Origin of the sequence: Pseudarthrobacter chlorophenolicus A6 (assembly GCF_000022025.1) — a bacterium.
GTDB lineage: Bacteria > Actinomycetota > Actinomycetes > Actinomycetales > Micrococcaceae > Arthrobacter > Arthrobacter chlorophenolicus.
This window is the reverse complement of the sequence record NC_011886.1, coordinates 2638435-2658953: the sequence shown is the minus strand read 5'-3', so window position 1 is coordinate 2658953 and position 20519 is coordinate 2638435. Positions and strand designations below refer to the sequence as shown.

Sequence of the window (20519 nt, the reverse complement as noted above, 5' to 3'; positions counted from 1 at the left end):
GGGTAAGTTGCCCGCTAGGCGGGGGCCAGGGCCTTGTTGAGTACGGCACGGATGCGCTTCTCCGAGACGGAGTAGGCAGTTCCAAGTTCGACGGCGAAGAGGCTCACCCGGAGCTCCTCGAGCATCCAGCGCACCTGGGTTAAATCGCGCCCGGCGCGCCGCCCGGGGAGCAACGCCGGGACGGCATCGTCGTAGTCGTCTTCGAGGCGTTGGACCACTGCCATGTTGAGGGCGTCGCGCTGGACGTTGCCCGGAAGGCGTTCCAGCCGCTTTTCAATGGCCGTGAGGTACCGGGGCAACTGGCTGAGCTGTGCGTAGCCCGTGCGTGCCACAAAACCCGGGTAGACCAGCTGCTCCAACTGGCTCTTGATATCGTTCAGGGCGCTGATCAGGGCCAGGCTGGTGGTTCCCTTAAGCTGCTTTTCGATCCGGCGGGTGCTGGCGAGGATGCGCTCCACGACGGCAGTCACGCTGAACACGGTGTCGATCAGCTCCGCACGGACCACCTCATAGAGCCGGTCGAAGGCGTTCCTGTCCCACGGCAGCTCTGCCGGGGTGAGCTTATCGATGGCCGCCAGTGCACAGTCGGCAATGAGGGCTGACACTGAGCCGTGCGGATTTTGGCTGAAGGTGAGCTTTTCGGTGTTGCTCAGGTGTTCGAGGACGTAGCGGTCCGGCGCCGGCACACGCAGCGCCAGCAGGCGGATTACGCCGCCCCGCATGGCGTCCAGCTGCTCGTCCGGGGTCTGGAAGACCTGCAGTGACACGGATGCTCCCTGGTCCACCAGCGCCGGGTATCCGGTCACCGTATGGCCCTTCACCATGTTGCTGACCTGGCGTTCGACGGTGCCGAAGCTCCACTCCGTCAAGCCGTCGCGCTCCACGAATCCGGCAGCCGCGGGGCTGCCTCCGGCGTTGGCGGGGGCGGGCTGCCCGGCCGGCCCCGCTCCGCCGTCGGGCGTTACTCCTGCTGGAGCGGCCCCGGGCGCCCCTTGGCCCTTGGCGCGGGCCGTTGTGGCGGGCGTGGCTCCGAGGGACTCCGCAATGGCCCGGCGGGTAGCCGGAGCGAGGCTCTCCTGGAGCGCCGCAAGGTCCTTTCCTTCACCGAGGGCCTTGCCCTTGCCGTCCACCACCGTGAAGCTCACGCGCAGGTGCGGCGGCACGGCGTCCCAGTTCCACGAACCGGGCGGTATGACCACTCCGCGGAGGCGGCGGAGGGCGAGTTCCAGCGAGGGCTCCAGCGCATCCGCGGCCGGGTCGAAGTCGGCTTCAAGCAGGGCCACGGCCTGGCGTGCCACATCAGGAGCCGGGACAAAGTTCTTCCGCACCTGTTTGGGCAACGACTTGATCAGGGCAGTCACCAGCTCCACCCGCTGGCCCGGAATCAGCCACCGGAACGGGGCGTCCTCCAGCTGGTTGAGGAACAGCACGGGAACTTCCGCCGTGACACCGTCCGAAGGGTTGGGGGGAGACCCGGGGGCCACCGGATGGAACTCGTAGCTCAGCGGAAGCTCGAAGCCCTTGTGCAGCCAGGTTTTCGGGTACGCGGCCTCGTCCAGGTCCTCGGCATCGTCGCTGAGCAGCAATGATTTGTCGAAGTCGAGGAGGTCTGGATGGTCCCTGCGGGCGTCCTTCCACCACTTGTCGAAGTGGCGCTCCGAGACCACGTCGGCGCCAACCCGGGCGTCATAGAAGTCAAAGAGCGTGTCGTCGTCGACCATCAGGTCGCGGCGCCGCATCCTGGCTTCCAGCTCTTCCACCTCGTGCAGCAGGGCGCGGTTGCGGTGGAAGAACTTGTGGTGGGTACGCCAGTCGCCCTCCACCAGGGCATGCCTGATGAACAGTTCCCTCGCCACCACCGGATCCACCCGGCCGTAGTTGATCCGCCGCTGGGCGATGATGGGCACGCCGTACAGGGTCACCTTTTCATAGGCCATCACAGCCCCCTGGCGCGTTGACCAGTGCGGCTCGCTGTAGCTGCGCTTCACCAGGTCCGGGGCCACCTGCTCCGCCCAGACGGGATCGAACTTCGCGGCCACCCGGGCCCACAGCCTGCTGGTTTCCACCAGTTCGGCGGCCATGACGAACGTGGGGGACTTCTTGAACAGCGCCGAACCCGGGAAGATGGCAAACCTGCTGCCGCGGGCGCCGGCGTACTCGCGCTTACGTTCGTCCAGGATGCCGATGTGGCTCAGGAGCCCGGACAGCAGGCTGATGTGGACGCCGTCGTGGTTTCCCACAGGATCCGTGAGCCGCTTGTTGTCCAGGGTGATGCCCAGCGGGCGGGCCAACTGCCGCAGCTGGGTGAAGAGGTCCTGCCATTCCCGGACCCTCAGGTAATTGATGAACTCGGCCCGGCAGAGGCGGCGGAACGCCGACGACGAGAGTTCCTGCTGCTTCTCCTGCAGGTAGTTCCACAGGTTCAGGTAGCCGGTGAAGTCCGAGTTTTCGTCCTTGAACCGGTTGTGCTTCTCCGCCGCCAGCTGCTGCTTGTCCGTTGGGCGCTCGCGCGGGTCCTGGATGGTGAGCGCCGCTGCAAGGATCATGACTTCCCGCACGCAGTTGCGCTTGCCGGCTTCAACGATCATGCGCCCCAGGCGGGGATCCACCGGCAGTTGGGCGAGCTTTTGCCCGACGGCGGTCAGGCCACCGCCCTGCGAGCCGCCCTGCGAGCCGCCACGGTTGCCGGTTTCCGCCTGGCCACCCTTGCCCTGGGACCGCGGGGGAGCCAGGGCTCCGAGTTCGCGCAGGAGGGTGACGCCGTCATTGATGGCGCGGGTCTCGGGCGGCTCGACGAAGGGGAATTCCTCAACGTCCTTGGGGCCGCGTGCCACGCCCATGGCAGTCATCTGCAGGATGACGGCTGCAAGGTTGGTCCGCAGGATTTCCGGTTCGGTGAACTGGGGGCGGGACTCGAAGTCCTCCTCCGAGTACAGCCGGATGGCAATGCCGTCGGAGACGCGGCCGCAGCGCCCGGACCGCTGGTTGGCGGAGGCCTGGGAAACCCGTTCGATGGGCAGCCGCTGGACTTTGGTGCGGTGCGAGTACCGGGAGATGCGGGCGGTTCCGGTATCGATCACGTACTTGATGCCGGGGACCGTCAGCGAGGTTTCGGCCACGTTGGTGGCCAGCACGATCCGGCGCTTGCTGCCCGGGTGGAATACCTTGTGCTGTTCCTGCAGGCTCAGGCGGGCGAAGAGCGGAAGCACTTCGGTACCGGCGAGCCGGCGGTTCCCCTGGATGCGCGCCTGGAGTGCTTCGGCGGCGTCACGGATCTCGCGCTCGCCGGAGAAGAACACGAGGATGTCGCCCGGGGCTTCAGCCGCGAGTTCGTCCACGGCGTCGCAGACAGCGTCCAGGGGGTCGCGGTCTTCTTCAAGTTCGTCGTCCGAGGCATCATCGTCTTCCGCCCTGGGCTGCGAGAGGGGGCGGTAGCGGATTTCCACCGGGAAGGTGCGGCCGGAGACCTCGATGATGGGGGCCGGCGTTTCCGGCGCGGCGAAGTGGTTGGCGAAGCGCTCGGGATCGATGGTGGCTGAGGTGATGATGAGTTTCAGGTCCGGCCGCTGGGGGAGGATCCGCTTCAGGTAGCCGAGGATGAAGTCGATGTTGAGGCTGCGCTCATGGGCCTCATCGATGATGATGGCGTTGTATTTGCGCAGCAGCTTGTCGCGCTGGATCTCGGCCAGCAGGATGCCGTCGGTCATCAGCTTGACCTTGGTGGCCTTGCTGACTTCACCGGTGAAGCGGACCTGGAAGCCCACCTCCTGGCCGATTTCCACGCCCAGTTCCTCGGCGATGCGTTCGGCCACCGTGCGGGCTGCGAGCCGGCGCGGCTGGGTGTGGCCGATGAGCCCGTTTTCGCCCAATCCCAGCTCCAGGCACATCTTGGGGATCTGGGTGGTTTTTCCGGAACCGGTCTCGCCGGCAATGATGGTCACCTGGTTGGCCGCGATGGCTGCCATCAGGTCCTCGCGGCGCTCGGAGACCGGCAGCTCGGCGGGATAGGAAATGTGAAAAGTCATGGCTGCAGACAGTCTACTGCGGCGGGGCCGGCTCCCTGTGGTTCGACTGCCTGCGGCTGCTGCTGGTTGCTAGAAGATGCGAAGGGTGTAGCTGCTGCTGGGCAGGTCCAGTGCGGACCAGTCCCGGTGCGACGCAACGGGAGGCGTGTGCCCCCGGCCGTCGCTGAGGAGTGCCGCCACGGTGGCCGCGGCGACGAGGAGAAGGACGATGACGAGGATGGCTGCAAAGAATTCCATAGCTCCATGCTTCTCCTGTAGTCCGGGAAGAAACAGTGGCAGAAATGACCAAAAAGGGAAAATTTCTGCCACACTGAAGACATGCTGAAAACCGTGGCCGTGATCGTGGTTCCCAACTTTTCGATGTTCGAATTCGGCACCGCCTGCGAGGTGTTCGGAATCGACCGTTCGGGCCGGGGGAGCGGCGTACCCGCTTTCGAATTCCGGGTGTGCACGCCGTCGCCGGGCGAGGTGCCGCTGAAATCCGGCCTGTCCATGAACGTCAGTCTCGGCCTTGATGCGACAAAGGATGCGGACCTGGTGATCATGGCTCCGTTCGGACACGACCAGGACTTGCCGGAACCGCTCCTGGACGCCCTGCGCGCCGCCGACGCCAGGGGAGCCTGGGTTATGTCCATCTGTTCCGGCGCTTTCGCCCTGGCCCGGGCCGGGCTGCTGGATGGCCGCCGCTGCACCACGCACTGGCACTACTCGGACCAGTTGGCCGCTTCCTATCCGGACGCGCAGGTGGACGAGAACGTCCTGTACGTCCAGGACGGCAACATCATCTCCTCCGCCGGAACCGCCGCAGGCATTGACGCCTGCCTGCACCTGGTGCGGGTGGAGCTCGGCGCGCAGGTGGCCTCCGCCATTGCACGGGACATGGTGGTTCCGCCGCACCGTGACGGCGGCCAGGCCCAGTTCATTGACCGGCCCATGCCCACCTGCGGCTCGGCGCCCATGGAGGCACTGCTGCGCTGGATGGTGCAGAACCTGGACCGTGAGCACTCGGTCAATGAACTGGCCGCCCGCGTTCACATGTCGGCACGCACGTTCGCACGGAAGTTCCGGTCGGAAACCGGGGCCACTCCCGCCGCCTGGCTCAACTCCCAAAGGGTGCTGCGGGCGCAGGAACTGCTCGAGTCCACGGACCTGAATATTGACGAAGTGGCCAGGGAATCAGGCTTTGGCCATCCGGTGCTGTTGCGGCACCATTTCGCAAAGGTGCTGGATACCAGCCCCCAGTCCTACCGCCGGGCGTTCCGGGGCCAACTGGCCGAGGTGGGCTAGCCTACGCGCCGGACGCCCCGTCGTCGTCCGCTGACGCCTGGTCCTTTTCCGCTGCGGCCCGGGCACTCTCCACGAGGATGCGCCACGGGCCGGTGACTGCGCGCTCCGGCAGTGCGGCGCGGCGCCCGCCGGCTCGGATGGAGTAAATAAACCGATCCGGCTGGGCGTCGGCGAACTCCCGGGCCGCCGCCACCGCAGTCCGCGGAACGGCGTCCCAGGGGCACGCCTCAACGATTGGCTGCCACTGGTTGATGGCAGTCTCGGACCGGGCATCCACCGTCCACACCCTGGTGATTGCCGCAATCCCGCCGGTGCGCTCCACACTGATCTTCATGGCCTGGTTCCTGGGGCTTCCGCTCAGCCCGGCGGCCTGTATCCGGCCGTCAGGAAGCTGTTAAAGCTTGACCTTCACAGTTTCCCACGCCTGCCGGACGGCGTCATGCTCCTTGCTGTCGGACCCAAAAAGTTCCTCGGCCGCTGCGAGCGTGGCGCGTGCAAAGACGGCAAAGGTGGCCGTGGTGGGGAGCGAGCCCCCGGTCAGCGTTTCGTACCAGATCCGTCCCGGAGCATCCCAGGCGTTCCCGCCCAGGGCTTGCGCCACGAGGTAGAACGCCCTGTTGGGGATGCCTGAGTTGATGTGGACGCCGCCGTTGTCAGCGCTGGTCCGGACGTAGCCGTCCATGGAATCGGGCTGGGGATCCTTGCCCAGCACATCGTCGTCGTATGCCGTCCCCGGGGCCTTCATGGACCGCAGCGCCTGCCCCTGCACCTCCGGGGTGAAGAGTCCTTCCCCGATGAGCCAGCTGGCCTCCGCCGCGGACTGGCCCTTCACATACTGCTCCACGAGCGCGCCGAAGACATCCGACATTGATTCGTTCAGGGCTCCGGCCTGGTTGCGGTAGGCCAGGCCGGCGGAAAACTGCGTGACCCCGTGCGCCAGCTCGTGGCCGATAACGCTCAGTGAGGCGGTGAACCGCTGGAAGACGGCGCCGTCACCGTCACCAAAGACCATCTGCTTGCCGTCCCAGAAGGCGTTGTCATACAGCCTGCCGAAATGCACGGTGGCGTCCATAGGGAGCCCGCGGCCATCAATGGAGTCCCGGCCGAAGACATCCGCGTAGAGGCGGTGGGTATGGCCCAGGCCGTCATAGGCTTCATCGGCAGCGGCGTCTCCCGTCTGTGGTTCGCCTTCCTTCCGCACCAGTTTTCCGGGGAGGGATTCGGCGCCTTGGGCGTCATAGATGGTCCTGGTTGCCGGGCCTGGTTTGGCCGCCAGCATCCCGGTGGGGGTCCCTGGCCGGGCGGTTATCCGGGCTGCCTGGACACTTTTCACGTGACCCAGGGCTTCCTTGGCAGCCCTGGCTGCCGCGGAATACTCCGGCGCGTCCTGCCGGGCAAGACGCCGCAGCAGGTACGGCGGAACGATGGTGCAGAACGGAACGTGCATGGCGTACCCCCTCAAGTAGGTAACTTCAGGTTAGGAGGGGGCACCGACATTTGGCGGCAGCCACACTGCAGCCAGATTCCCGCCGCGCCGCAGTCAGCAGCCGCGGCAGTGCACGCATGGCAGGGCGGGCTTGGTGTCCGGCGCTTAAACCAAAAACCCCGCCGTACTGGACGGCGGGGTTTTCTCTGTGCCCTCGATAGGATTCGAACCTACGACCTTCTGCTCCGGAGGCAGACGCTCTATCCCCTGAGCTACGAGGGCAATCCGGGGTTCCTGCCGTTGCTGGCGGGACGTCCTAGAGCTTAGCAGGAAGGTGCCCCGCAAAGGAAAATCGGCGCGGGTTTAAGGCCGGGGCCAATCCCTGACAGCTCCGGAGCAGCCAGCGCAGGCGCACTGCGCCACGCGCATCAGTACCCCGAGAAAGAGTCCACATGCACGCGCCTCGCCCCTGCCCGGCGCGCGGCCCGCCGCAGGGACGCCACGCTGGAAGGTGAACCGGACACGTACACGTCGCGGCCTGCGATATCGGGGACGAGGGCCTTCAGCCCGTCTGCGTCGAGCCTGGAATTGCCGGCCGGCGCGGCGTCGAGGCCCCGCGGCGGCTCCGACCCGTCGGCGGTGCAGACCAGGACCCGCACGCCCGAAGCCCGGAGCTCGTCCGCGTAGGCGACGTCGTCCGCGCTCCTGGCCAGCAGGAGCAGCACAGCGTCGCGCTCCTCAAGTGCGCCGGAGGCGACGTGCGAGAGGAACGGCGTGATGCCGATGCCCGCAGCGACCAGGAGCACCGGGCGGTTCGGATCCCGGGACAGGACAAAGTCGCCGCCCACGGAGGTGGCCGTCAGTTCGTCACCGGGCTGCAGCCCCAGCAGGACTTTCTTGGCCGCGGAAAGGGGTTCGGCAGTACGGACGCCGAATTTCACGAGGCGATCCGTTGGCGAGCCGGCAAGGCTGAACACGCGCCGCCTGCCCTTGCCGTCGGTCTTCGCGTGCGGCAGGTCAAGCTCCATGTACTGGCCGGGGAGGAACCGTACGGGATGCGACGGCCTGAAGGAGAACTCGGTGGTGCTGGGCGTCAGCGGCCGGCTGGAGGCAAAGCGGAGCTTTACGCCGCCGCGCTGGCCCAGCAGGAAGGCCGCAAGGTTGCCTACCAGGAGGGCAGCCTCCGGAGAATTGGCGATGAAGCCGAAGTTGTACGGGACTGCGAACACCACGCCCACCACTGCCGCCAGGGAAAGCTGCTGCCAGCGCCGCGGCGGCAGCGTCAGGGGTTCCGACAGCATGAAACCCACGAAGAACAGCACCGGACGCTGCGCCAGTGCCTGCCAGACACCCATTCCCAGGCCCATACCGGCCCGCAGCAGTTCCATCGTGATGATCGAGGTAGAGACCACCGTGAACACCGAGGCCATCAGGAACTTCCGGGTCCGGTACAGGACCAGCAGGACGCCGGGAACCAGAAGCCACAACATTGCCGGCGTGGCCGCCCACCAGGTGGCGATGTTGAGCCCGGTCAGGCCGGTCACGAAGGCGCCAAGGGCTGCAGGGTTGAACACGTGCCTGCCCCGCCATGCCAGTGCGTATTTGGATGCGGAGGCAAGGACGCAGGCCAGTGCCACGCCGGCGATGTCCATGGCCTGGAACGAAGGCCAGAACAGGAAGTAGAGCAGCAGGCCGGTGATGAGGGAGGACTCGGAGTGCGGGCGCACCCTGAACAACGCCGCCAGTGAACGGTTGGAGGCGTAGGTCAGCAGGAGGCACAGGGCCAGGTGGGCCAGCATCTCCGGAATGCCGAACGTCAGCCATCCCAGCACGTCCAGCAGGAGGCTGTACGCCACCAGGCCAGCCAGGACCAGCAGGATGAGCCGGTACATCGTGAAGCGGCCAAGCATGGTGTCCAGCCGCCCGGCAATGGTTGGGGCCGGGCCGGCGGACGGCGTCTCAACAGTGCTCATGTAAAAAGTGTCCCTTCGAATTCTGCGGAATAGGCGGCACTGCCATCGGAAAAAACCGTCAGCCAGGAAACGTCGAATGACTCCTCGAGCACGGCGCCGGGGACAAAGAAGAGGGCGGTGGCGAGGGCGTCGGCCACGGCGGCGGTGTCTGCAAGCGCCCAGGTTGCGACGGCGGTGCGCACCGGTTGCCCGGTGGTCGCGTCAAGGACATGGTGCAGTCCGTCGCCCCAGGCCCGGCGGTTGGCGGCGGAAGCGCACAGTGCCCTGCCGCCCAGCTCCACCACGCCGATGGCCTGGGCCGGGTTGTACGGATGTTCGAGCCCCACCGGGACGGTACCGGGGCCGCGGGCCAGCAGGTCACCGCTGGCGTCCACCATGAAGGCCTCCACTCCGCGTACTTCCAGGGCGGATGCCAGCACATCAACCAGCAGGCCCTTGCCGGCGGCCCCGATATCCAGCACCACCGGAGCGGTGGTGCTGATCGACGTTCCGTTCCAGTCCAGCACATCCTCCCAGCGCGGAGCCGGCAACGGGTCACCTGACGGCCGGAGGGTATAGGCGGCGTCGTAGCCCAGGCGCTCGAGGCTTGCGCCCACCAGCGGCGTCATGGCGCCGCCGGTCAGTCCGTACAGCGTCCTGTACAGTTCCCCCAGCCCGGCAGCTTCTGCGGGAAAGCTGTAGCTGCCCGGTTCCCGGGCCATGGCGGTGACCAGTGAGTCAGCGCGGAAACGGGACCAGGCGGCGTCGAAATTTTCCACGAGGGCCAGCAGGTCCTGCTGTGCGGACGGTGCAAGGTCGTGCGGCGTGGAAACCTCCCAGCGCGTCCCGATGCCCTCGAACGAAAAAGCAGCCCAGTCCGCGTGCGGCACCGCCTACTGCGCCTCCGACTTGATCTGCTCCACGGCCTGGTTGAAGCCACCGCTGGTCAGGGACGAGCCGGCCACCTTGGATACGTTGAGGTCTTCGATGTTCTTGCCCACCACCTGGGCGGCGATGCCTCCGGCGAACTCGCCCTGGAACTTGCGGGTGTTGGGGTTGGACGGGTGCTGGGTGATCTGGACGTCCGTCACTTTGCCCGACGCCAGGGTCAGCTGCACGCCCACCTTTTCGTTTCCGTTGGGCGAAACATACGTGCCGTCGGCGCTGTACGTACCGTCCTTGTAGCTCGAACCACTGCTGGCAAGGGCAGATTCCCCGGCGGAGGGTGTGGTCGCGGCAGCAGAGGCGCCGCCTGCTGCCGGGGCTGGGTTGCTTTCGGCCGCCGAGGGGGCGCAGCCGGCCACTGTGCCCACGAGGGACAGCCCGGCGATTCCAACATAGATGCTCTTGCGTACTGGTCGGTTCAGTGCTGAGGGTCTCATGAAGGCTCTCGTTTCGTAGGGGATCACAGGTATCGGCGGACGTTACGACCTTGTCAACGCTGAAACCACCATATTGGTTCAACCCTGTGCATTCTCTGGGATTTCCTTGGAGGCGCCCTGCGCGGAAGCACGACGAAGCAAATGCCCGCAATTCTTTGCTGTGACTGGCCCCCGGTACCCTAGAAGGGTGACTCCCGAAGAACTCTCCCTCGCCATATCCGCATGCCTGAAGGACGCCGTCGCCGCCGGCGAAATCGCCCTGGCAGAATCAGCCGTCCCCGAGGACGTGCGCGTGGAGCGACCCAAGAACCGGGACCACGGCGACTGGGCCACCAACATCGCGCTGCAGCTCGCCAAGCAGGCCGGCACGAATCCCCGCGAATTCGCCACCATCCTTAGCGCACGGCTGAAGACGATCAGCGGCGTCTCCGCCGTGGATATCGCCGGGCCGGGATTCCTGAACATCACCGTTGACGCCGCTGCCGCCGGTGCGCTCGCCAAAGCCATCGTCGAGGCCGGCACGCAGTACGGAACCAACACCGCGCTCGCCGGCCACACCGTCAACATGGAATTCGTCTCCGCCAACCCCACCGGGCCGCTGCACATCGGCCATACGCGGTGGGCCGCCCTCGGCGACGCCATCGCCCGCGTGCTGCGCGCCTCGGGCGCCGACGTCACCGCCGAGTACTACATCAACGACGCCGGCTCGCAGATGAACACATTCGCCAACTCCGTGTACTCCCGCCTGCACGGCCTGCCCGTCCCCGAGGGCGGCTACCCGGGCCAGTACATCGCAGACCTCGGCCATGAGGTCCTGACGGCGCACCCGGACATCCGCGAGCTCACCGAGGTGGCCGCCCTGCCGGTCATCCGTGCTGCCGCCTACGAAGCCCAGATGAAGGACATCAAGGCCACCCTCGCGGACTTCGGCGTCGCATTCGACGTCTTCTTCTCCGAGCAGGAGCTGCACGACGCCGGCGCGATCGAAAGTGCCGTGGCGCGCCTGCGCGAGCAGGGCCACGTGTTCGACGACGGCGGCGCGGTCTGGCTGCGCACCACGGACTTTGGCGATGACAAGGACCGCGTCATGATCCGCGCCAACGGCGAGCCCACCTACTTCGCCGCGGACGCCGCCTACTACCTTTCCAAGAAGGACCGCGGCTACACGGAGAAGATCTACCTGCTGGGCGCCGACCACCACGGCTACATCCACCGCCTCAAGGCGATTGCCGCCGCCGCCGGGGACGATCCCGAGGTCAACATCGAGGTACTGATCGGCCAGCTCGTCTCCGTCAACGGGGCCAAGCTCTCCAAGCGCGCGGGCAACATCATCGAACTCAAGGACCTCATTGACTGGCTGGGCAAGGACGCGGTCCGCTACTCGCTGGCCCGCTTCCCGGCGGATTCCCCGCTGACGCTTGACCCGGAGCTGCTGAAAAAGAACAGCAACGAAAACCCGGTGTTCTACGTGCAGTACGCCCACGCCCGTTCCCGCGGCGCCGCGCGCAACGCGGTGGCAGCCGGCGTGGAACGCCAGGTGGACGGCGCGGACAGCTTCGACGCTTCCCTCCTTGACCACGCAACAGAAAATGAGCTGCTGTCCTACCTGGGCAGCTACCCGTCGATCGTGGCCAAAGCCGCGGAACTGCGCGAACCGCACCGGGTGGCACGGCACCTCGAGGCCATCGCCGGCGCCTACCACCGCTGGTATGACGCCTGCCGCATTGCCCCGATGGGCGAAGAGGCCGTCACTGATGTCAACCGCACGCGGCTCTGGCTCAATGACGCCACCAGCCAGGTACTGGCCAACGGCCTTGACCTCCTGGGCGTTTCCGCGCCGGAACGGATGTAGGGACCCATGACGCACACAGCAGCCCAGGGATCTCCGCTTGCCCCGGAGTGGCTTGCCGTTCCGGAAGACCTCAACGCCCTCCACGAGCCGATGTGGGCCGGTGACGCAGCGCGCAACGCTGACGGTGAACTCGCCATCGGCGGCATCCCCGTCAGCGAGTTGCAGCGGCAATACGGGACGCCGCTCTTCGTGATGAGCGAGAACGACTTCCGTGCCCGGGCCAGGGCATTCAGCGACGCCTTCAACGACGCCTTCGCGGATATCTGCGGGGGCGTGGATGTCTACTATGCCGGCAAGTCGTTCCTCTGCACCGCGGTGGTCCGCTGGGTGGAGGAGGAAGGGCTGCGGCTGGACACGGCTTCGGGCGGCGAACTTGCGGTGGCCTACCGCGCCGGAATCCCCGGGGCCGACGTCGCCCTGCACGGCAACAACAAGTCCGACGGCGAGATCCACAGGGCGCTGGACATGGGCCTGGGGCGGATCGTGGTGGACAGCCTCGATGAGCTGGCGCGCGTCGGTGCGATCGCGCAGGGGCGCGGGGAGCAGGCGAAGGTGATGCTGCGGCTCACCCCCGGCGTGCATGCCCACACCCACGAATTCATTGCCACCGCCCACGAGGACCAGAAGTTCGGCCTCTCCATGGCTGCCGACACCACCGATGAAGCGGGCATTTCCGCCTCCGAGGAAGCGGTGGCCGCCGCAACAGCGCATCCCGGCATCGAGCTGCTGGGCCTGCACTGCCACATCGGATCCCAGATTTTCGAACCCGATGGCTTTGCCCTCGCTGCCGAGAAGCTGTTGCGCTTCCTGGCCGCCATGCAGGAAAAGTACTCCATCACCCTGCCGGAACTGGACCTCGGCGGCGGCTACGGGATCGCCTACACGCCGGAGGACACCCCGCGCCCTGCCGCTGAGATCGCCAACGCGATGGCCGCCGTCGTGCGTTCCACCTGCGCAGAGCTTGGCATCGACGCGCCGCGCATCTCCATCGAACCGGGACGCGCCATTGTGGGCAGCACCACCTTCACGTTGTACGAGGTGGGGACGCTGAAGACGGTCCGCGTGGACGCACCCGGCACCTCCGGTGACGGTGATGCGGGCGACAACGTTACGTATCCCCGCCGGTATGTTTCGGTGGACGGCGGCATGAGCGATAACGCCCGCCCGGTGCTGTACGACGCGGATTATTCGGCCGTCCTGGCCTCCCGCACCTCCAACGCCGCCCCGCAGCTGTCCCGCGTAGTGGGCAAACATTGCGAGAGCGGCGACATAGTTGTTAGAGATGTATATCTGCCCGAGGACGTGGCAGCCGGTGATCTGCTTGCTGTACCGGGGACCGGCGCCTACTGCTGGGCCCTCTCGAGCAACTACAACTATCTGGCCCGGCCGGGCGTTGTCGCTGTGCGCGACGGATCTTCCCGGCTGATTGTCCGCGGGGAAACCGAAGAAGATCTGCTGAACCGCGACATGGGAGCCTGAATGACGGAAATGCGAACGCTGAAAGTAGCCCTGCTGGGCTGTGGCAACGTTGGAGCCCAGGTTGCGCGGATCCTCATTGAGGACGCCGACGCCCTCGCTGCCCGCACCGGTGCCCGCCTGCAGCTCAGCGGCATCGCCGTGCGGAACGTGAACTCCAAGCGCGACGTCGAGCTCCCGCAGGAACTGTTCACCACCGACGCCGAGACCCTGGTCAAGGATGCCGACCTGGTCATCGAACTGATGGGCGGCATCGAACCGGCCCGCACGCTGATCCTCTCTGCGCTCACCAACGGTGCCTGCGTGGTCACCGGCAACAAGGCCCTGCTGGCACAGGACGGCCCCNCGCTGTACGAAGCAGCGGACAAAGCCGGCGTACAGCTTTCCTTCGAGGCCGCCGTGGCCGGTGCGATTCCCATCCTGCGGCCCATCCGGGACAGCCTGTCCGGCGACAGGATCACCCGGGTGCTGGGCATCGTCAACGGCACCACCAACTTCATCCTTGACCAGATGGATTCGACGGGTGCCCAGTTCGCCGACGCCCTCGCCGAAGCGCAGCGCCTCGGTTACGCCGAAGCAGACCCGACAGCCGACGTCGAAGGCCATGACGCCGCCGCCAAGGCCGCCATCCTCGCAACGCTGTCCTTCCACACCCGCTTCGCGCTGGAAAACGTCCACTGCGAGGGCATCACCTCCGTCACCGCGGCAGACATCGCCGCGGCCAAGGACGCCGGCTTTGTCATCAAGCTGCTGGCGATCGCCGAAAAGCTGACTGTCCCAAACACAGAAACAGGCGGCGGAGAGGGAGTTTCCGTCCGCGTGCACCCCACGCTGCTGCCCCGCGAACACCCGCTGGCTGCTGTCCGCGGCGCCTTCAACGCAGTATTCATCGAGGCGGAAAATGCCGGCGAACTGATGTTCTACGGACAGGGTGCCGGCGGCACGCCGACGGCGTCTGCCGTCCTGGGCGACCTCGTTTCCGCCGCCCGGCGACTGGTCCTCGGCGGACCCCAGCGCACTGAAACCACCACCGGCCACGTCCCGGCACTGCCGATCGATGCCTCGGTCACCAGCTACTACATCGGACTCGACGTCGCGGACCAGCCCGGCGTCCTGGCCAGGATTGCCCAGCTGTTTGCCGGGAACGGTGTCTCCATCGAAACCATGCGGCAGACCATCCACCGCGACGCGGAGTCCAATGTGGAATCCGCCGAACTCAGGATCGTCACCCACCGCGCGTCCGAGGCCGCCCTTGCGGCCACCGTCGAGGCCGTGAAGGGCCTGGACGTCATCAATTCAGTTACATCCGTTCTGCGGGTAGAAGGAGTCTAAGTGGCTCACCAATGGCGCGGCGTCATCCGCGAATACGCTGACCGCCTGCCCGTCACGGCATCCACCCGGGTCATCACCCTGGGCGAAGGCGGCACTCCGCTGGTGCACGCACAGAAGCTCTCCGAGCTCACCGGCTCCGAGGTGTACCTCAAGGTTGAGGGCATGAACCCCACCGGTTCCTTCAAGGACCGCGGCATGACCATGGCCATGACGGCCGCCGTCGAGTCCGGTGCCAAGGCAGTGGTGTGCGCCTCCACCGGCAACACCTCCGCCTCGGCTGCCGCCTACGCAACGGCAGCGGGTCTGAAGTGCGCCGTCCTGGTGCCCGAAGGAAAGATCTCCATGGGCAAGCTGAGCCAGGCCATTGCGCACGGCGCCACGCTGCTGCAGGTGGACGGCAACTTCGACAACTGCCTGGACATCGCCCGGAAGCTGGGGGAGTCCTACCCCGTATTCCTGGTCAACTCCGTCAACCCCGCCCGCATCCAGGGCCAGAAGACCGGAGCCTTCGAGGTTGTTGATGCCCTCGGCGACGCCCCGGACATCCACGTCCTCCCCGTAGGCAACGCCGGCAACATCACCGCGTACTGGAAGGGCTACAAGGAGTACTCCGCGCCGTTCGAGTCCGAAACCGCGGGCACGCTTCCCGCAATGTCCACCAAGACGCCTGCTATGTGGGGCTTCCAGGCCGCTGGTGCCGCGCCGTTCGTTGCCGGCCACCCCATCACCGAACCGGACACCATCGCCACCGCCATCCGGATCGGCAACCCCGCCTCCTGGGACGGCGCCGTGGGCGCCCGCGACGAGTCCGGCGGCCTGATCGATGCCGTGACCGATGACGAAATCCTGGCCGCGCACCGCTGGCTGTCCGCCAAGGAAGGCGTCTTCGTCGAGCCCGGTTCCGCTGCTGGCGTTGCCGGTCTGCTCAAGAAGCACGCTGCCGGTGAGGTTCCTTCGGGGAAGACCATCGTCATCACGGTCACCGGGCACGGGCTCAAGGATCCCCAGTGGGCCCTTCGCACTGAGGACGGCAGCGACGTCCAGCCGGTCAAGGTCTCCAACGATGTTGTCACTGTTGCTGCTGAACTGGGACTGGAAGAAAAATAGCCTTGAACGCCACCTCGCAGGCCGCCGTCGGACTGCAACTCATTGAGCCCGGCCAGCGCGTTACAGTCCGGGTGCCGGCCACCACGGCCAACCTGGGCCCGGGATATGACAGCCTCGGCATGGCCCTGGCCCTGCACGACACCCTGACGGTGGAGAGCCTGGACACGGACGAACTCGTCTTCGACCTGCGTGGCGAAGGGGCGGACACCCTGCCGCGGGATGCCAGCCATCTGGTGATCCGGGCAATGGACGCAGCCTTCGAACGGCTCGGATTCCGCCACGGCGGCCTGAAGGTCACGGCCCAGAACGTGAATCCGCACGGCCGGGGGCTGGGCTCCTCCGCGTCGGCAGTGGTGGCGGCAGTATCCGCCGCAAATGCCATGGTTCCGGCGGAAAGCCGGCGCGGCCGCGACTGGATCCTGCAGCTCACCAGCGAGATGGAGGGCCACCCGGACAACGTCGCACCGGCGATTTACGGCGGATTGGCGCTGTCATGGCAGGACAGTGACCAGTACAGCAGCACCCGCGCCGAGGTGGCCGGAGCGGTGATCCCCATCGTGGCTGTTCCCGACTTCGAACTGTCCACCGAAGCGGCGCGGGCGCTCCTGCCCGCTTCGGTTGGACACCACGCGGCTGCCATGAACTCCGGCCGGGCCGCGCTCCTGATCCACGCCCTGACCCGGGATCCCGGATTCCTGCTGGCAGGCACGGAGGACTACCTGCACCAGAGCTACCGGGCGTCGGCCATGCGGCCCAGTGCGGCCCTGATAACGGCACTGCGGCGGGCCGGCCATGCGGCAGTGGTTTCCGGCGCCGGTCCCACCGTGCTGGTACTGGCCAACGGCGAGCCGGAAGCAGCAGACATCCTGGCCTTCATCGACGCGTTCACGGGCTCCAACACGCCGGAAGTGAACTGGCGTGTACTGAAGCTCGCAGTGGACGTGGAAGGTGCTAAGGTGGACGTGCACCGGCGGTAATTCCGCCTATCTGATCTGCTTCTGCACTCAGTGGCTCCTGATCTCCTACTGCGAATCTATTCCGGTGCCACCTGCTTGGTCTGTCGCAGGAATTTGCAGCATCCAACTGCCCCCCACGCGTCAGTCCTCCGTTCCGCCACGGGCGTTACGGAAGGTGAATCAGTACCGGCCCTGCTGGCCGAAATCCAACCGGCAAGGCCGCACAATGCGGCTGCAGATCTGAACTGCAGCCCAGATCAAATCATCGCGTCCAGCTCTTAGTCCGGACGCCGTCGAGGGGGAAGGATCCTTCGTGACCGAAACCACTGAGCTGTCACCAGCTGTGGAACTATCATCTTCTGTTGCCGAGTCACCGGCAGCACCCGCCAAGAGCAGCGGCCTTGCAGGCCTGAAGCTCGCCCAGCTGCAGGCCTTGGCCAGCCAGCTGGGAATCTCGGGCGGTTCCCGCATGCGCAAGGGGGACCTTGTGGCTGCCATCTCCGCCCACCGGGCCGGTACTCCCACCACCAAAGCACCGGCCAGGGCAGAAAAGGCTTCCGCTCCTGCTGCCGCGCCCGTTGTTTCCGCTCCGGCGGCCGCACCTGAGGCTGCCGAAGCACCGGCCGCTGAAGGGACCCGCGCACGCCGCGGCCGCAGCCGCCGTGCCGGCAGCGATGGCGTTGTTGTAACCCCCGCTGCCGAAACCGCTCCCGCAGTTGACGCAGCGCCCGTGGCAGAAACTGCTGCAGCACCGGCCGCTCCGGCTGCGGAGGCAGCCGAAGCCGCTCCCGAGCGCCGCCAGCCCCGTACCCGCAACCGCCGCCGCGGCGAAGCCGCCGCCCAGGAGGCGTCCGCCGAAACTCCTGCGGAACAGCCGGCCGGCGAACCCAAGGCCGCCGAGCAGGGCAACACGGAGCAGAAGGCCGCCGAGCAGCGCTCCGAGTCCACCGAAACCGTGGACGCCGGCCAGCGCAACGACCGCCGCGACCGCAGCCGTGGTGGCCGCGACAACCGCGATGCCGACGCCGGCCAGCGCGACAACAGCCGCGACGCAGGCCAGCGCGACAACAGCCGTGACAACCGCGATAACCGCGACGGCGATGACACCGACGGCAACAGCCGCCGGAACCGCCGCAACCGGCGCGACCGCAACGACCGCAACGACCGCTCCGGTGGCCAGGACCGGGATAACAGCTCCCGCAACGACCGCTTCCGCGACCGCAACGACCGCCGCCGCGGACGCAACCAGGGCCCGGACGTAGACGACGTCGAGGTCACCGAGGACGACGTCCTCCTGCCCGTCGCCGGCATCCTGGACGTCCTGGAGAACTACGCGTTCATCCGCACCTCCGGCTACCTGCCCGGCCCCAACGACGTTTACGTTTCGCTGGCACAGGTCAAGAAGTACAACCTGCGCAAGGGTGACGCCGTCGTCGGCGCCATCCGTGCACCGCGCGACGGCGAAGACCGCAACCAGCAGTCCACCCGCCAGAAGTTCAACGCCCTGGTCCGCGTCACGTCCGTCAACGGCAAGACGGCCGAAGAGCTCAAGGACCGCGTTGAATTCGCGAAGCTCGTCCCGCTGTACCCCTCCGAGCGCCTGCGCCTCGAGACGGACCCCAAGAAGATCGGCCCCCGGGTCATCGACCTCGTGGCTCCCATCGGCAAGGGCCAGCGTGGCCTGATCGTCTCCCCGCCCAAGGCCGGCAAGACGCTCATCCTGCAGTCCATCGCCAACGCGATCACCACCAACAACCCTGAGGTCCACCTCATGATGGTGCTGGTTGACGAACGCCCCGAAGAAGTCACGGACATGCAGCGCACCGTCAAGGGCGAGGTCATTGCCTCCACCTTCGACCGTCCTGCAGATGACCACACCACCGTGGCCGAACTCTCCATCGAACGCGCCAAGCGCCTCGTGGAAATGGGCATGGACGTGGTGGTCCTCCTGGACTCCATGACCCGCCTGGGCCGTGCCTACAACCTGGCAGCACCGGCCTCCGGCCGTATCCTGTCCGGTGGTGTCGACTCCGCCGCGCTGTACCCGCCGAAACGCTTCTTCGGTGCAGCCCGCAACATCGAAAACGGCGGCTCGCTCACCATCCTGGCCACCGCCCTCGTCGAGACCGGCTCCAAGATGGACGAAGTCATCTTCGAAGAGTTCAAGGGCACCGGCAACATGGAACTGCGCCTGTCCCGCCAGTTGGCAGACAAGCGCATCTTCCCCGCCGTTGACGTCAACGCGTCCGGCACCCGCCGCGAAGAGAACCTGCTCTCGCCGGAGGAAGTCAAGATCATGTGGAAGCTGCGCCGCGTCCTCTCCGGACTCGAAACGCAGCAGAGCCTTGAGCTGCTGACCAACAAGATCCGGGAAACCGGGAGCAACGTCGAGTTCCTCATGCAGGTACAGAAGACGACGCTTGGTGCGAAGTCGGATAACGACAAGTAGCTGCATAACAGGGGTGGGGCCGTCGCATATTTTGCCGGCCCCGCCCCTTCGCGTTGCAGCTGACGTACTGCGTACGTCAGCTGCAACGCTCCGACAGGCCCGATGCCACTCCCTGGCTGGCAAAATATGCGACGGCGGTCGCACGTCACCTGCCGCTGTACGCGTCATTAGACTTGTACAAGTCGAAAGAGGTTTATAAATGTTTGAGTCCGTACAGGGCCTGCTTGATGAGCATGACTCCATTCAGGCGCAGCTGGGGGATCCTGCTGTTTATGCTGACCAGCGGCTTGCCCGGAAGCTGGGGCGGCGGTCGGCTCAGCTCAATGGCATTGTGGAGGCTTACCACCGCTGGGAGGGGCTGCGGGACGATCTTTCTGCTGCCCGGGAAATGGCTGCAGAAGATCCCGAGTTCGCTGCGGAAGTTCCCGAGCTGGAGGCATCCCTGGAGACTGCCGCGGCCAAGCTTCGGCGCCTGCTGATCCCGCGCGATCCGGACGACGCACGCAACGTGATCCTTGAGGTCAAGGGCGGCGAAGGCGGCGACGAAGCCGCGCTGTTTGCCGGCGACCTCCTCCGCATGTACACCCGGTACGCGGAATCGCGCGGCTGGAAGACCGAAATCATCTCCGCCACCGAGTCGGACCTGGGCGGCTACAAGGACGTCCAGGTGGCCGTCAAGGGCAGCTCCAACGACCCCGCCGAGGGCGTGTACGCGCGGCTCAAGTTCGAAGGCGGCGTCCACCGTGTCCAGCGCGTCCCCGTCACCGAGTCCCAGGGCCGTATCCACACGTCTGCCGCGGGCGTCCTGGTCCTCCCCGAAGTGGACGAGCCCGAAGAGCTCGAAATCAACCAGAACGACCTCAAGATCGACGTGTACCGTTCCTCCGGCCCGGGTGGCCAGTCGGTGAACACCACGGACTCCGCAGTCCGCATTACGCACCTTCCCACCGGCATCGTTGTGGCAATGCAGAACGAAAAGTCGCAGCTGCAGAACCGTGAAGCCGGCATGCGAGTGCTGCGTGCACGCATCCTTGCCCACCAGCAGGAGCAGATTGACGCCGCCAACTCCGAACAGCGGAAATCCCAGATCCGCACCATGGACCGTTCCGAGCGGATCCGCACGTACAACTACCCGGAGAACCGGATCGCGGACCACCGTACCGGCTACAAGGCGTACAACCTGGACCAGGTCATGAACGGGGACCTGGAACCGGTCATCCAGTCTGCCATCGAGATGGACGAACAGGCACGCCTGGACGCCATCGGCGACTAGTC

At 66.4% G+C, this 20519-nt stretch carries 15 protein-coding genes and 1 tRNA gene; 8 read left to right on the top strand and 8 right to left on the bottom strand.

Annotated features, from left to right (window positions below):
• Window positions 1-14 precede the first annotated feature (14 nt).
• Window positions 15-4025: an ATP-dependent RNA helicase HrpA gene (hrpA, locus tag ACHL_RS11955; protein WP_015937543.1), complete on the bottom strand. Its 4011-nt coding sequence runs from the start codon at window positions 4023-4025 to the stop codon at window positions 15-17.
• Window positions 4026-4094: 69 nt separating this feature from the next.
• Complete coding sequence (locus ACHL_RS24490; RefSeq protein ID WP_015937542.1) at window positions 4095-4262, bottom strand: hypothetical protein; 168 nt, start codon at window positions 4260-4262, stop codon at window positions 4095-4097.
• 81 nt (window positions 4263-4343) lie between these two features.
• On the opposite strand from ACHL_RS24490, the gene ACHL_RS11950 reads away from it, so the two are divergent.
• Window positions 4344-5312 (top strand): GlxA family transcriptional regulator, encoded by a 969-nt coding sequence (locus ACHL_RS11950; protein ID WP_015937541.1) that lies wholly within the window; start codon window positions 4344-4346, stop codon window positions 5310-5312.
• Between the two features lies 1 nt (window position 5313).
• Here the strand turns inward: ACHL_RS11950 and ACHL_RS11945 are convergent, their stop codons facing one another.
• From ACHL_RS11945 to ACHL_RS11920, 6 genes are all read right to left on the bottom strand, one after another.
• Complete coding sequence (locus ACHL_RS11945) at window positions 5314-5646, bottom strand: protealysin inhibitor emfourin (RefSeq protein ID WP_015937540.1); 333 nt, start codon at window positions 5644-5646, stop codon at window positions 5314-5316.
• Window positions 5647-5706: 60 nt separating this feature from the next.
• Window positions 5707-6759 (bottom strand): M4 family metallopeptidase, encoded by a 1053-nt coding sequence (locus tag ACHL_RS11940; RefSeq protein ID WP_015937539.1) that lies wholly within the window; start codon window positions 6757-6759, stop codon window positions 5707-5709.
• Window positions 6760-6947: 188 nt separating this feature from the next.
• A tRNA-Arg gene (locus ACHL_RS11935) sits at window positions 6948-7020 on the bottom strand.
• 146 nt (window positions 7021-7166) lie between these two features.
• A complete protein-coding gene (locus tag ACHL_RS11930) occupies window positions 7167-8711 on the bottom strand; it encodes a ferredoxin--NADP reductase (protein ID WP_015937538.1) in 1545 nt (514 codons plus the stop codon).
• The gene (locus ACHL_RS11925; RefSeq protein WP_015937537.1) at window positions 8708-9580 is read right to left on the bottom strand and encodes an FAD:protein FMN transferase; all 873 of its coding nucleotides are present in this window, start codon (window positions 9578-9580) and stop codon (window positions 8708-8710) included. Before ACHL_RS11925 ends, ACHL_RS11930 begins: the two co-directional genes overlap by 4 nt.
• A gap of 3 nt (window positions 9581-9583) precedes the next feature.
• Entirely contained in the window at window positions 9584-10072 is a 489-nt protein-coding gene (locus ACHL_RS11920) for an FMN-binding protein (protein ID WP_015937536.1), read from the bottom strand.
• A gap of 187 nt (window positions 10073-10259) precedes the next feature.
• Here ACHL_RS11920 and argS point away from each other — a divergent pair, with 187 nt between their 5' ends.
• From argS to prfA, 7 genes are all read left to right on the top strand, one after another.
• Window positions 10260-11924, top strand: coding sequence for an arginine--tRNA ligase (argS, locus tag ACHL_RS11915; protein ID WP_015937535.1), 1665 nt, complete (start codon window positions 10260-10262; stop codon window positions 11922-11924).
• Between the two features lie 6 nt (window positions 11925-11930).
• The gene (gene lysA, locus ACHL_RS11910) at window positions 11931-13403 is read left to right on the top strand and encodes a diaminopimelate decarboxylase (RefSeq protein ID WP_015937534.1); all 1473 of its coding nucleotides are present in this window, start codon (window positions 11931-11933) and stop codon (window positions 13401-13403) included.
• Window positions 13404-14732, top strand: a complete 1329-nt coding sequence (locus ACHL_RS11905; protein ID WP_015937533.1) for a homoserine dehydrogenase — start codon at window positions 13404-13406, stop codon at window positions 14730-14732.
• Window positions 14733-15839 carry a threonine synthase gene (thrC, locus tag ACHL_RS11900; RefSeq protein WP_015937532.1) on the top strand — a complete coding sequence of 369 codons (1107 nt, stop codon included), beginning with the start codon at window positions 14733-14735 and terminating at the stop codon, window positions 15837-15839.
• Window positions 15840-15841: 2 nt separating this feature from the next.
• A complete protein-coding gene (thrB, locus tag ACHL_RS11895; RefSeq protein ID WP_015937531.1) occupies window positions 15842-16816 on the top strand; it encodes a homoserine kinase in 975 nt (324 codons plus the stop codon).
• A gap of 292 nt (window positions 16817-17108) precedes the next feature.
• The gene (rho, locus tag ACHL_RS11890; protein WP_015937530.1) at window positions 17109-19244 is read left to right on the top strand and encodes a transcription termination factor Rho; all 2136 of its coding nucleotides are present in this window, start codon (window positions 17109-17111) and stop codon (window positions 19242-19244) included.
• Between the two features lie 199 nt (window positions 19245-19443).
• Window positions 19444-20517: a peptide chain release factor 1 gene (gene prfA / locus ACHL_RS11885; RefSeq protein ID WP_015937529.1), complete on the top strand. Its 1074-nt coding sequence runs from the start codon at window positions 19444-19446 to the stop codon at window positions 20515-20517.
• The last annotated feature ends 2 nt before the right edge of the window (window positions 20518-20519 follow it).

Excerpts from the sequence above, each read along its gene's own strand:
- ACHL_RS11930 (WP_015937538.1), bottom strand. The coding sequence starts at position 8,711 with ATGAGCACTGTTGAGACGCCGTCCGCCGGCCCGGCCCCAACCATTGCC.
- hrpA (WP_015937543.1), bottom strand. The coding sequence starts at position 4,025 with ATGACTTTTCACATTTCCTATCCCGCCGAGCTGCCGGTCTCCGAGCGC.
- lysA (WP_015937534.1), top strand. The coding sequence starts at position 11,931 with ATGACGCACACAGCAGCCCAGGGATCTCCGCTTGCCCCGGAGTGGCTT.
- ACHL_RS24490 (WP_015937542.1), bottom strand. The coding sequence starts at position 4,262 with ATGGAATTCTTTGCAGCCATCCTCGTCATCGTCCTTCTCCTCGTCGCC.
- ACHL_RS11920 (WP_015937536.1), bottom strand. The coding sequence starts at position 10,072 with ATGAGACCCTCAGCACTGAACCGACCAGTACGCAAGAGCATCTATGTT.
- prfA (WP_015937529.1), top strand. The coding sequence starts at position 19,444 with ATGTTTGAGTCCGTACAGGGCCTGCTTGATGAGCATGACTCCATTCAG.
- ACHL_RS11950 (WP_015937541.1), top strand. The coding sequence starts at position 4,344 with ATGCTGAAAACCGTGGCCGTGATCGTGGTTCCCAACTTTTCGATGTTC.
- ACHL_RS11940 (WP_015937539.1), bottom strand. The coding sequence starts at position 6,759 with ATGCACGTTCCGTTCTGCACCATCGTTCCGCCGTACCTGCTGCGGCGT.
- ACHL_RS11945 (WP_015937540.1), bottom strand. The coding sequence starts at position 5,646 with ATGAAGATCAGTGTGGAGCGCACCGGCGGGATTGCGGCAATCACCAGG.